Origin of the sequence: Pseudoalteromonas sp. A25 (genome assembly GCF_009176705.1) — a bacterium.
Taxonomy (GTDB): domain Bacteria; phylum Pseudomonadota; class Gammaproteobacteria; order Enterobacterales; family Alteromonadaceae; genus Pseudoalteromonas.
The window spans coordinates 2,629,304-2,642,796 of record NZ_AP021846.1 but is presented as its reverse complement, the minus strand read 5'-3'; the positions used below and the strand labels follow the sequence as shown (position 1 = coordinate 2,642,796).

The window sequence follows — 13,493 nt, the reverse complement described above, 5'->3', positions numbered from 1 at the left end:
AATTGTTTCAATCATGGTTGAGCAAAATAATGGCTGATCTGAGTACATTTAAAGCGTGTATATTATTAGCCCCAATGATAAGTTCTAAGTCAAAGAGAAGGAGCTACTGTGATAGAAGTATCAAGACTGAGCTTTAGTCGCCATGATGGCGGCGAAAAGCACCGCATATTAAAAGACTTAGATCTAGAAATACCAAAAGCACAACATGTCGCACTGCTTGGCGATAGCGGTTCGGGCAAAACTACTCTGCTCCATATTTTAGCGGGGCTATTAAAGCCTGAGTCTGGCTCGGTAAAAATCAATGGATTAGAACTCAACGGGTTGAATGATAAAGCATTGGCGCTTTATCGACGCAAAATTGGTTTGATATTTCAACACTACCAACTGCTAGAGTGTTTGACTGTAAAACAAAATATCTTGTTTCAACATCAACTGAACTTTGCAGGTCAAACCGCAGTGCAGTTTGATGAGTTAGTTGCGCAGCTTGGGTTGCGAGATAAACTCCATGCTTTACCCCATCAGCTTTCTGGAGGAGAGCAGCAACGGGTGGGTATCGCCCGAGCCATGTTAAACCAACCGCAATTAATTTTAGCGGACGAACCAACTGGCAACCTTGATCAAAAACGTTCCCATCAGGTTGTAACGTTATTAACCAAGCTATGTAAAGAGCGCCAGATAAACTTAGTTATGGTGACCCACAGCCAGCAACTCACCGATTATTTTGACACCGTTAAGGTGTTAAGTGATGGTCGCTTTGAGTAATGAATTAAAACTGGTTGTTGCGACTCACGGCTACTTTTACCGACGTCACCCTTGGCTTTTAATATTATTTTTACTGGGGTTAAGTTTAGGTAGTGCCTTACTCACGGCTATTTCGGGGTTAAATCAAGAAGCCAAAGCGCGATATGAAAGCTCATCTGCTTTAGTCAATAACCCAATCTCACATTTAGTTAAACCGTTGATCGGTGAGCCATATTTGAGTGGACAAGTGTGGATCACCCTACGTCGCAATGGTTTTGTTAGCGCTCAGCCGGTACTAAGAGGAACATTACGCACCCAAAAAGGCCGCTCTATTGCAATACAGGGGGTTGATACCTTGCAATGGTTGGCCCGAGGCACGCAAATTCGAGCTGAGCATGTTAATGAACACGGTCACTTGTCTTCATTTGCTACTTTGATGGTCGACTCGCAATACAAAGAGCGGTTGCTGGATGAAGCGCTCAATATAGTCGAGTTTGAGTTTAAGCAAGCTTGGCCACAACCCAAAGTCACTTTTAATGAAGGTATCGGGTTTTGGGCGTTGACGGATCTGGCTTATGCAGATCAATTGCTTGATGCTAAAGGGCAGCTTAGCTTTATTGAGTTGTCAGACATATCCGACGAACAAGCGATGTTCATCAATGCGTTGCTTGCAGGTAAGGCCCGGTTGGTGAAAGCAGATCAACAGAATTTTGATGTGCTATCGCAAGCGTTTTTTTTCAATCTTACCGCACTGGCGACATTGGGTTATGTAGTTGCCGCATTTTTAAGCTTTAATGCCATAAAGTTAACACTTAGTGCCAGAGCAAAACTGCTTACTCAAATGCATGTGTTGGGGTGCAGCAAAGAGGCCATTTCATTAGGGTTGGCATTGGAGCTTATTATTTTGAGCTTATTAACGGCTTTGTTAGGTTCGCTTGGGGGCTTTTTAATTGCCAATGCGCTGGTGGTTGATGTAAATCGAACACTTATGTCACTTTATCAATTAGACAAAGCCTTAGTTGTACAGTGGCAATGGGTCAATGTATTGCTTGGGTTTGTACTTAACTTGATGGCGCTAACGGTGATGCTAGTGGCTCAAACAAAACGTTTTGCCAGACAAGCCAAGCGGGCGTTTTATGCTGCACTGGTGATTGTTTTGGGGTTACTGACTTGGTTAAGTTTTTACGCCAAAACGGATATTCAGGCACTGGCTTTGTGTTTGTGTTTGATGTTGTTATTTGTGTTGGTAGTACCCACATGCTTACACGCGTTGTTTAATATTCGATTGGAGCTTACCCATCCATTAATGCAGTGGTTGTACGGTGATACTCGTTATCATATACAAGATTTACGTATTGCGGTTATCGCAATCTTAGTTGCTTTAGGCAGCGCAATTGGTATGCAAGTTATGGTACAAAGCTTTAGCAATACGCTCAATGCGCATTTAGAAAAGCAGCTTAGCGCCGACATTTACCTACCATTGAAAGCGCCTGACTTAGCGCTTGAACACGAGCTCAATGCACATTATGGGGTTTTTAGGCTAAGCACTTATCGACAAAGCGAAGGCGTGATTGGCACTTTGCCAGCAAAGCTTGCAAGCTATGGACTAGATCATCATCATTACCAGCACATATCTTTAACCTCAGCAAAGCCGGTTTCTAAATCGCATTTTGATAATCAAGGCTGCTTAGCAAACGAGCAAAGTAAGATAAAGTACGGTATCACATTAGGTCAAAGTGTAAAGTTTGTGCAAAATGAGCAAGCTTTTACATGTCGAGTAAATGGCTTTTTTTATGATTATGGTAATCCAACAATCGCTATATTAACCCTTGAACCACGTTTGTTAGGTGCTGGTTTGCACAGCCACTTTTATGGCTATTCGGTTAAATTGAATAAAGGTATAACGGTTGCGCAGTTGAGTGAGTATCTGGTTAATGAACTGTCTATCGACAGCACCCTTATTACCCCTAATCGCAAATTCAAGCAGCTGGCTAAGTCGTTGTTCGATGACACCTTTGTGGTTACTAAAGCGCTGAATGGATTTATTTTAGCCATTGCATTACTGAGCTTGTGTACCAGCTTGTTAAGTTTGAGTGCGCAGCAATTGAAGCAGTTAATAATATTGCAAAATTTAGGGGTAACACAACGTCAAATACTGATAATGAAGTTACTACAAACGACGGCCATTGTGTTTTTCACGGCGTGCTTCGCTATTCCATTAGGTCTGGCTTTGGGGGCTGCTTTATTAAAGTTTGTGATGCCGATAGCGTTTGGGTGGACTATCCATTTTAGCTGGGATCTGGGCACTTTAGTTTTCACGTGTTTAATATTGATTGCGGTGTCGATGATATGCGCTTATTTACCAATTAGAAAGATGGCCAAAAAATCACTTAGTGGGAGCTAGCATAATGAAATTTAGACTATGCCTTATTTTTCTCTGTGCTTTGCTTTGTGCGTGCAAACCCGCAGTACCCGAGCAACAACATGCATGGCAAATGGCACAAGGAGAGCGTGTTAAAAAAGGCACGCCATTGGTGTTTCCAGGCGATCATGGTGCCCACCCAAAGCAAGGCATTGAATGGTGGTACATCACCGCGAATTTACACACTGAGAGTGGTGAAACATTTGGCATACAGTGGACACTGTTTCGTGCACAGTTAAATGCACAGATACATTCGCAATGGTGGGATAATAATGTGTATTTTGCCCATTTTGCTATTCAGCATCAGCAACAACATCGTGCTTATGAGCGTTTTGCTCGCGCTAAGCAAGCGCAAGTCATCAGCTTTCCGTTTAGTGCCAGTATTGATGACTGGCACTTAAGCAGTGTTGGTCGTGACTTCTTACCGCTAAAACTATCTGCCAATCAAGCACAGGATAGTATTGATTTAACTTTGCAAAATAGTCCGTTGGTTTTACATGGTGAGCAAGGCTATAGCCAAAAGACGCAAAGTGGGCATGCGTCTTATTATTTTAGTTATCCTTTTTTAGAGGTTAGCGGTCACGTTACTTTTGCGGGGCGTCGCTATCAAGTGCGTGGTAATGCTTGGTACGATAGAGAGTGGTCAGCAAGCTTGATTGATAAGTCGCAGCTCGGCTGGGATTGGTTTAGTTTAGTGAATGAGCAGGAGCGTAAGCAAGGTTTAATGCTATTTTGCGTTCGCTCTAAAACCCAAGAGTATGAATATTGTAGCGCAACCGAGATTGAAGAAAATGGCCAAACTAAAGTAATAGATAAAGAGCAGATAGCGTTGTCGGTACTCGATCACGTTTTACTCGACGGGCGAAGGTATCCAAGTAAATGGCAAGTTGACATTAAGGGGCGTGAAACACCCATCGTTATTGAGGCCCTGACTAAGGATTCTAGAAATGACCTTACGTTTGCGTACTGGGAGGGGCGGGTGGTTGCATCGGGCGGCTTTAAAGGCAAAGGGTATGCAGAGTTAACTGGTTATTGACGAGTACGATTAAGGTCATGTTCGCTGCGTTTACGCCCGCTCTATAAAGTGAGCAATATAAAGTTTTCACTTTATCTTATTTAACACATCCAAATAACCATATGTTTCCGTTGTTAACGGCAAGACTTCTTTGCTTTAGATAGACTCTTCGAAAAGCGAAGAGGTATAGTGCACAGCCGTGGGGCTTTTTAGGAATAATACTTACGGGTATAGTTGGCTTAAAAATGTCAACTAATACCAATTGCATTAAATTGGTGATCAGATATTGCGACAGATAAATGGCTTAGTAACAAGGTAAATATTTCGCTATGTAGTTATTCTACATGAGAAATATATAACGCAGTTAATGAGTTATTTAGCTCGCTAGAATGATCAATGTATTAATAAAATTGGTATAAAACAATTGTGGAGAAGCTATGGTAGGTGAAACCAATTTAGAGGTGTTATTGAACGCCATGCAGCCCGAGCTGCTAGATACAGAGTTTGTATTTATAACTTTGGCTAAAGGGCAATACGCAGATGCCGTGCATTTATCTCCTAAAGCGATGATTATGGAGCATGAAGGTATGACTTTGGTGATCCCAAAACAAAAGGCCGATGAGTTTGGGCACCAGTATGAGTCTATTTTTCAGTGTATTACGCTCAAAGTGCACTCAAGTCTTGATGCGGTAGGGTTAACAGCTGCGTTTGCCAGTAAGTTGGCCGAGCATGATATTAGCGCAAACGTGATAGCAGGGTACTATCATGACCATATTTTTGTACAATGCGCCAAAGCACAGCAGGCAATGGCGGCACTTAAGTCAATTTAGGCAAAAATCCAGAGTTGGATTGTTGGGATCCTTGAAACATTTACAGACACTTTTTTAATCCATTTTTTAGAGTAAGGAGTATAGACTCAAAAGATTCAGTAATTGGATGCTATAACAATGAGAAACATATTTATACTGACCGCACTATTATTTATGGCCGGTTGCTCAACAAAGTTTGTATATAAAAATTTAGATTGGCTAACTTATTGGTATGTGGATGATTATATCTCATTGTCGGATGAGCAAGAAGCACGTTTTGACGAACATTTATTGACATGGCTAGACTGGCATAAAGCGCAAGAACTAGACACATACATAATGCAACTAAATGAAATTAAAACAGATGTGTTAGCAGGCAGTATCAACGCAGAACGGGTTGCGTATCATCAACGTAAAATGCAAGCGCACTGGTATAGATTAAGAGATAAAGTTGCGCCAGATTTAGCCGCAATGGCACCTTTGCTTAGCAAAGCGCAAGTGGACGAATTGTTTGATGCCTTAGCTGAGTCTGAAGCTGAATCGATGGAAAAGCGTCAAAAGCGCTCAGAGCAAAAGCGCAAAAAACGTTGGTTAAAAAGTCGAAACAGCAACTTAGAGCGCTGGCTTGGTAGCGTCAGTGATGAGCAACAAAGCTTAATAGCGCAACTTTTTGAGCAACAGCTCAGCACCGCTGACTTATGGTATACGTATCGTGCAACCTACCAAACTGAGCTGAAAACGTTGTTTGAACAGCCCAACAGAGACGCTTCGTTTGTAAGTGATTTACAGCGCTTGCTTACCCAGCCAGAACAGTTTCGACCCGCTGCGCTACAAGAACGAATTTTACATAATAAACAGGCTGAATATCAATTTCTTGCGAATGTGTATGATAGCTTATCTGACAAACAACGAACGCATTTGATTGCACAGCTTGATGAATTGATTGACGACCTCACATCATTAAAGAAATAACTTTGATATCAAGGATGATTGAATGAAACACTGTTACTTAATGCTTGCTTTGCTTGGTGCCATTATCCCGCTTGGTGTATTTATACCTTGGTTGTTTGATAATGGCATTAATATAGGGCTTTTTTATCACAATGTTGCTGCAAATCCGATAAGCTTATTCGCTTGGTTAGATGTGCTCATCGCTGCGATTGTACTGATTGTATTCATTACGGTAGATGCTAAAAAGCGGCAAGTTACTGGGTATCAATTCGCCATACTTGGTACCCTATGCATAGGTGTTTCTTTTGGGTTGCCGTTTTATCTATATTTAAAGTGTGTCAATGGTAGAGCGTTATTGCAACGGGGATAGAACGGCACTGAGCTACCATGTCAGCGCCGTGTAGTTTGGAAATTTAAACTTAAAACTCCCAGTTAAAGCTGGCGAAGTAAGTGCGGCCGAGTGTGTCGAACAGGCCGCCATCAGTGCCTAAGTAGTAGTTAGCGCCGCCGCTGTACGCGTTGGGCATTTGCGGTGTCTTTTTATCAAAAACATTATTTGCTCCCACGTTTAAGCGCATGGTCTCACTGATGTTATATGATGCGGTTAGGTCGGTATAAAACATGCTTGGTGTTTCATGCGGGTTGACGGTTGATGCGGTATAATTCTCTCTATATCGCTGTTCGCCTATATACCGTGTGGCTGTACCCACTCTAAATTGCTCGTTTTCATAACTTAAATTAACCGTTGCTTTCCATTCTGGATGCGCAAATAAGCTTACAGTGGGCTCGAGATCTAGTGTTGGATCGGTTTGAATATCACGACGGATCAGCCGTTGTACAATCGTATTGATTGCAAATGTGCCGCCCAAAGCATCAAATTTATAATTAGCGATAATATCTAAGCCACTTGTGCGTCTTTGATTTAGGTTGAGTGTTTTTAAATTAACATGGGTGATAATGCCATCAGGTTGGCGTGTTAATAATGCACAAAATTGGTTATCCAAAGAGCTTTGTTCAACACAAGAATCAACAACTGTCGCTACATTAAAGTTATCAATTAGCCCCGAAAGTCTTATATCCCAATAGTCAAATGTAAGCTCTAAGTTGTCTATTGCTGTTGGCGTGATAACGAATCCCGCAGTGAGAGTATTGGCGGTCTCTACGTCAAGGTCTCGGTTTCCTGAGTTTACGATGGTACCCGGTTGATACCAGCGGATATCACTGGTTGTTTCGCCTGTTTGGTCGGTAAACACATTTACACCCAGCTTTTTACAGTTTTCGACCACTTGAGCACTTGCAGACTTTATACGGTTTTGGCTACATGGTTGGTAAAGCCATTCAAAGCCTTCGCCTTCAGTGGTAAATTGTTCATTAATATTGGGAGCGCGAGCTGAGCGAGAGCGCGATACCCGTAGCGTTATATCTTCAATCGGTTGCCAGACTGTGCCTACATTCCAACTGGTATTTTGACCCGCTTCGCTATAGTGCGCGGAGCGAACTGATAGATTTAAATCAAGCTTTGAAGCCATAAATACATCTTTTAGCAGCGGTATGTTGGTTTCTAGAAATAGGTCTTTTACATCATATGCCCCAATAACAGGCTTTTCTATGGCGTATGATGCGCCAATACCGTCGCGTAACACATCCGAAGGTGATGTTTCACTGCTTTCTTTTCGATACTCAGCACCCACAGACAGTGCAATAGGGCCAGCCCAACCTTCAAATAAATCACCACTGGTGTTGAAATGAACTACTTTTTGCGTCTGAGACTCTGTTGAGGTGTGTTCCAACTTAACGTAGTCTAGTAGCTCATCAGACATGGGGGTGAATACGTCATGTGGGATGCAATTGCTATAGTCTCTACCAGGAATTGGCGCAGCACTGGCATCAACAGAAGCGCGACATACCGCATTACCGTTTTCGTCCCTTATCGAGTCTAGGCTGGCGCGCCAGCGGTCTTCATAGTAGCTATTTACAGTTGTGTCGTCTGAGCTTGCCTTACCATATTGCGCGTAAAACTCCCACTGCCAGTTGTTGGAAAAAGCCCCTTGCAATGACGCGACCACTTGGAATACATCACGTTTATAATCAGTACCTTGTAAACCCATTTCAGTGAAGTGACGCGCTATGGGTAAGTAGCTCATTTCATACTCATCCATTTTAGCGCCGAGGTCAGGGCGGATAAACGCGTTATCTCTACTCAGTGGTACGCTGCCATAAAGTGAGTTTGGAAAAACGCGCGATTCTGACTCTGTTTTCACATACTTTGTATCCAATGAGAAGGAGTAACCGGAGTCAAACTCATAATTGATGGTATTGTTGAATATGGCTTTTTCGACGGGCACACGCAAACGTTGGAACTCATAAGCGCCTAGCTGCTCGCCCCCTTCATCGGTTTGTATTCCCGTTAAGCCGTTTTCAGGGCGATAGAGTTCACCGCTGTTACCCAGCTTAACGGGCCGCATAGAGCCATCAACATTGAACGTATAGGCAACACCACCTATGAATACAACGGTAGTTGGGCTGGCAGATATTGAGTAGCGTCTGGCTGATAAGTTATTTGGTATATTATCTTTATCAGTTATGTCTGTGACCTGTTGTGAGGTTTTTCCTTCAGCGAATAACTTTTCTTTGAGAGCAAGGTGTTCAGGGTTTGGCAAATAGGCCCAGTTTGAATTCGTGTAAGGGCGGTCTTTGGCATTGATTTCATCTTCTTTATCATAGGAAAAGTAAAAAGTTGCGTTACCCTTATCGTTGTTGAAATTTAATCCATGAAGAAAATTAAAACCGTGTTTTTCACCGTCAGAGCGAGATGATATGCCCGCTGAGACGTTAAGCTTTGAGCCCACATAGTCAGTTTTAGTGATGATGTTTATCACACCCGCAACTGCATCGGCACCATATACTGATGATGCACCACCCGTTAGTATTTCGATGCGTTTGATAAGCCCGGTTGGGATAGAGCTAATGTCAACAGTGCTTTCACCAGGAATAGAGCCTACATGTCTGCGTCCATTAACCAAAGTTAATGTACGCTTTGCTCCTTGTCCTCGCAAATCTTGCGTGCTCATACCCGCGTTACCGTTGTAGTTACTAGTCGCTGAACTCAAACCAGGTGCCATTGAAGGGAGTTTATTCAGTAGCTCGGCAATATCTGTAGCGCCGCTTGCTTGGATCAAATCTTCGCCAATAACTGTAACAGGAGACGGAGATGCAGCTTCAATGCTCAGCAGGCGGCTACCAGTAACAGCTATGCGTTCGACATTATCGATATCGTTATTGGCTTCTGCGGCCAGTGCGTAAGTTGTTGCGCAAGTAGCGAACATGCCTAGCATACTTATGCATATTTTGTTGTATTTTTGCACGTTTATACCTTTTTTGTTGTTGTCAGAGGTACTACTGTATTACAGTTTCTTATATGGGGATATTAGGGGATAATGAATACAATATTCTGAAATGTTAGTTTTTGTTTACACTATATTTATCTTTGAGGGTCTAATTTGAAATATTACGGCACTATTTTTTACACGAAGTGAGTGTTTGCTTATGCACCTTTTTATAAAAACATATATAGCTTTTTGTGTTGTATACGGCAGATATTTTATTTGCTTTTGGTGTGTAGCGTTACCTGGGAGGCGAGAGGAAACCTGATTTGAAATTGATTTTTATACTCTTATTTTTGTCGTAATGGTGTCGTAATGGCGGGTTTTATAAAGTGTACATATTTAGCAACAGTTGTTGGTTATTGAGTGGTTTAAAGGTATGAAAATAAGCGCTAATAGGGTTGTTGAGCTGAGAAAAAGTAGGTCATGGTCGCAAAGTGAGTTGGCCCGGCTTGCTGGGTTGAATTTACGAACTGTGCAAAGAATTGAGCGAGAGGGCGTCGCCTCCACTAAATCAAAGAATGCACTCGCTGATGTTTTTGGTTTGAGTTCCAGCGACTTGGATAAAACATCACCAACAAACCAATATGAATTTAAAGTGCTCGAAATTGCATTTGATAGCAACATTTCTTTGGAGCTTAACAGCCCCTTGGCACTGGAGTTAAATACTCAGCTTAATAAACATGGTCAAGCTGGTTGGAAACTAGCGCAAGTTATTGCGCCTGAATCGATAGCGGGGGGCTTTTCGGTACCTAGCAAAAAGCTCCTGGCGATAATGCAAAGAGCAATCAATAAGTGAAATTACCTGTTGTGTTATTTTCACTAATCGTTGCGCTTTACATTGTCAGTTTTTACTTTGTTAAAATTTAAGGATTACAAAACTGACAGTGTGACGGATTTGCATACTTATGCTCGTTGGGCTGCTCCAGAGTAAAGTCACAAAATTTGCATTGCTTGATTGCACAGCGCGCCACTTGAGTAGGTAGCTGACATGTTTTACAGGGTAAGCCAGAGCGTGTTTTAGATACCCAAAAATCAGGTGTATTACATTGAGGACAACGACTTTGCATTCTATTGGCTAGTTGCTCTGCGGCTTTTTTTATCATGTGTTGTCTGGGTGGACAATGCATTGCTCTTAAGTCGGGCTGCAATGTAAGCGGTTGCCCTGACTCCCAATGATGTTGCTTCAAAATAGTCTTAAGTTGCTGCTGTGTTGTGATCCCTTTAAACCAAGCGTTATTGATGTTTAACATCCAGCCTTGAGTTGGAGTTTGCCAAAGCGTTTCGCTTAGCTGATCAATATGCTTAAACTCAACAGAGCGCAGCGGCACCGGGCCTGATGCGATTGAGACAATATCTTCATTAGCATCGCTATCGTGCAACACTAAAATTTCATCATCCCATTGCACAATGCCTGGATAGGGGCCACCACCAAAACTCCCCTCACTGCCCAAGCCAAAGCGTTCACCGGTCATTTTAGCTGCTAAATATGCCTTTTTTTTAGCGCACTCGAGGGCATTGAGTGTGCGCGGTATTTCTTTTGAAAATGTCCCTAAAGTATCGGTGTCAAACTGATCGGTGGTGAATAATCTAACCCCCAATTGAGACAATGCAGGCTCTATCATTGGTTGCTTATGGTGCTTAGTCAGTAGTGCAATGGTGCTGGTTGACCAATCAATGTGCGTGTGTGCTTGTTTCATAATGTTGATGTTAATTGAGAGTTGGTTGGCCAACGACTCGCGCCGTTGACCGTTGGGGGGCTATAGGTTTGTCCAAGTACCGTTAGCATATTGTTGCAGCCCTTCGTCTGTCCACTGCCATAGATACAGCCATTGGTTGTTAATGAGTTGCTGAACATCAGGGTGCTTGTTAATAATGCGCTCCAGCAACGATTTTGAAGCGCGCACCACAACGGTTAAGCGCATTGGTTCGTGCATCCATTTTTGCCCATCATGAACCGACTGCAGCGGTAACCCGACTCTAAGGTCGCCACCTTGGCCTTCAAATACACCAATGTGCCCGCCCACTGCATTGTGCAGCACTTTGTTACCACTGCCGAACTTATCTGGTGCGCTCACCGAGGCATTGTATTGCATATTGATCCAGTTAGTGACCAGCATTGGCGCGGTAAGGAGCAACTCTAGGGTGCTACCATCAGGGTCGAGTGTTTCATCATAAGTGTGTAAAAAGGTGCGGCCGTTAAAATCTACATTACGTGTTAATATTCTAGGGCCGATAATAAATGCTGCATTGTTTGCCAACCCCCATTCAGGGCGGGTTTCTGACCAATCAAGTTGACGGCGATTAAGCTCTTGGGGTAATGACGATAATGTTCGCTCGTCGGCCTGAGATTGACGGACCGCACGTTCATTTTGCGTCGCTTTAGTGGCATGTTCAAACCAATGACTGATGTGAGAGTCGACTTTTGACAAAATAGTGACCTCATCGGTGGTGGTATTGTGTATTGCTGGTGCAAAGCGGGTAGTTTCGGGCAGCGTAACTCCTCTGGAGGCAAGCGCTTTACGCACGCTGCTATCATTAAGTAGTGAACACAATACGCGTACGTTCACTTCGCCGCTTTGCCCACCACAAGCACCACAGTCTAAACTAGCGGCGTGCAAGTTATTTTCATTGTGGCTGGCATGACCTACCAATAGCACTAGAGGGGCAAAGGCTTTAAAGCCCAACAAATGTAGCACTTTTTGTGCTAAATCTGCTTTTTGCTCAAGGCTTAAAGCGACACCAGCTTGTTCTATTTGCCATTCATCCGTTTTACCTGCTGCACACAGTACTTTGTTAGAGCGTTTTGGTTTAAAAGTCCGTTTGATGATTTTAGCCAGCGCCATCCAGCCCGCGGTTTCAACAATCGGTAGCGAACTGGCTGGGTGTTTATAAACTTGATCCCAATGCCCAGCTTGATGCCTTGAAGCCAATAATGAATGAGGCGTGTTTAGAGGCGATACCGACAAAATAGGAGCGAGTAGCCCAGGAAGTTGTGGACGAGTTAAAGGGCTGTGCTTAAGCTTTAGCTCAAGCGGTAAACCAAAGAACCCGGCAAAACCGTGGGTTTCTATTGAGTCATCTTGCGCTTCTAAATGTCGGCGCAACACTTCTGAGCGCACATCAATACAAAACACCGCTTGTAATTGTGTATCTGATGTTATGTTTGTGCCTTCGGTTTTAGTGAGCTGAGCCGCAAGTTCATTTTGATATTGTATCTCTTTAGCGCGCCACCAGATAAACTGATAGGCTTGTTGCTCACTAATTGTTTTTACACGCTCTTGAACGTGCGCTTGCTCAAATTGCCATTGTTTGTTGATATGCGAAAACACTGTTTTATTGGTGCTTTGTAAGTGCTCAAATAACACCAACTCCCATCCGAGTTTGATGGCTATTAGGTCTAGGTGCCATGCAGCGGGTTTTGCATATAGGTTGGCCTGCCAGTTTAAATAGGCTATCCAGCTTGCCCAACCATTGAGCTGTAACAATAAGTTTTTGCTGTAAAAAGGCCATGCGCTTGGGGGCAGGGCAAAGCTGTGTTCACATTTAGTTATTAAAGCTTCGACAGATTTGGGCAAGGCGGCATATTTTTTGTGTAACCCTTTGATATCAAGAAGCAGTGAAATGCCTTTGTCTTGTGCTACAAAATTTTGATATTGCTGATATAAATGCCCTGATTCTTGCTTGGTTGGGCAACTGTCGTAATGCTGAAAATACCAAGCACAAAACTGACTGATATGAGAGTTGAGCTCTTGTGAAAGGCTAAGCTGAGTTTGGCAGTTTTGCTGCTCAACATATGCGGTAAATGATAAGCACTGGGCATCTGTTACACTGATATTTGTTGATGCTGCAATCAATTCGCCCAAAGTTAAATGATTAAGTGTTGGGTGTTCGCTAATCGCCTGTTTGAGCGCCTGATCAGAAATTCCACCTTGGTGATAGTGCTTTACATAACGCGCACAGGGCCAAACTACATTGATATTGGCAACGGCTTTTAATTGCGCTGCAACTTGGCTGATTGGCATGTCGCGCATTTGCCAATATGGGTTAACCGCAATCATTTGATCAAGTGGCCAATTAGGGGCTACTTGCTGGCTGACTTGCTGTAACGTGTCTAACAGCGTCGGGGTGTTTGCTAGTTGTGTAGGGTCTAAAGCAATATTCATGGTCAG

The 13,493-nt window shown here is 43.1% G+C and carries 10 protein-coding genes; 7 read left to right on the top strand and 3 right to left on the bottom strand.

What is annotated here, in order from left to right:
* Window positions 1-108: 108 nt before the first annotated feature.
* From GDK41_RS11310 to GDK41_RS11285, 6 genes are all read left to right on the top strand, one after another.
* A complete protein-coding gene (locus GDK41_RS11310; RefSeq protein WP_152086515.1) occupies window positions 109-762 on the top strand; it encodes an ABC transporter ATP-binding protein in 654 nt (217 codons plus the stop codon).
* Window positions 746-3,145, top strand: a complete 2,400-nt coding sequence (locus GDK41_RS11305; protein ID WP_152087572.1) for an FtsX-like permease family protein — start codon at window positions 746-748, stop codon at window positions 3,143-3,145. The genes GDK41_RS11310 and GDK41_RS11305 overlap by 17 nt, the downstream gene beginning before the upstream one ends.
* Before the next feature lie 4 nt (window positions 3,146-3,149).
* On the top strand, window positions 3,150-4,199 hold the full coding sequence (locus GDK41_RS11300) for a lipocalin-like domain-containing protein (RefSeq protein ID WP_152086514.1): 1,050 nt from the start codon (window positions 3,150-3,152) through the stop codon (window positions 4,197-4,199).
* A gap of 416 nt (window positions 4,200-4,615) precedes the next feature.
* Entirely contained in the window at window positions 4,616-5,008 is a 393-nt protein-coding gene (locus tag GDK41_RS11295; RefSeq protein ID WP_152086513.1) for an ACT domain-containing protein, read from the top strand.
* A gap of 117 nt (window positions 5,009-5,125) precedes the next feature.
* A complete protein-coding gene (locus GDK41_RS11290) occupies window positions 5,126-5,959 on the top strand; it encodes a DUF6279 family lipoprotein (RefSeq protein WP_152086512.1) in 834 nt (277 codons plus the stop codon).
* Between the two features lie 22 nt (window positions 5,960-5,981).
* Entirely contained in the window at window positions 5,982-6,308 is a 327-nt protein-coding gene (locus GDK41_RS11285) for a DUF2834 domain-containing protein (protein ID WP_152086511.1), read from the top strand.
* A 49-nt stretch (window positions 6,309-6,357) separates the two neighbouring features.
* Here GDK41_RS11285 and GDK41_RS11280 read toward each other — a convergent pair whose 3' ends face one another.
* The gene (locus tag GDK41_RS11280) at window positions 6,358-9,303 is read right to left on the bottom strand and encodes a TonB-dependent receptor domain-containing protein (RefSeq protein WP_152086510.1); all 2,946 of its coding nucleotides are present in this window, start codon (window positions 9,301-9,303) and stop codon (window positions 6,358-6,360) included.
* A gap of 397 nt (window positions 9,304-9,700) precedes the next feature.
* Here GDK41_RS11280 and GDK41_RS11275 point away from each other — a divergent pair, with 397 nt between their 5' ends.
* On the top strand, window positions 9,701-10,120 hold the full coding sequence (locus tag GDK41_RS11275; protein ID WP_152086509.1) for a helix-turn-helix domain-containing protein: 420 nt from the start codon (window positions 9,701-9,703) through the stop codon (window positions 10,118-10,120).
* Window positions 10,121-10,187: 67 nt separating this feature from the next.
* On the opposite strand, the gene GDK41_RS11270 is transcribed toward GDK41_RS11275, so the two are convergent.
* Complete coding sequence (locus tag GDK41_RS11270; protein WP_152086508.1) at window positions 10,188-11,021, bottom strand: DUF6671 family protein; 834 nt, start codon at window positions 11,019-11,021, stop codon at window positions 10,188-10,190.
* A gap of 60 nt (window positions 11,022-11,081) precedes the next feature.
* Complete coding sequence (locus tag GDK41_RS11265) at window positions 11,082-13,487, bottom strand: DUF2309 domain-containing protein (protein ID WP_172971602.1); 2,406 nt, start codon at window positions 13,485-13,487, stop codon at window positions 11,082-11,084.
* Between the last annotated feature and the right edge of the window lie 6 nt (window positions 13,488-13,493).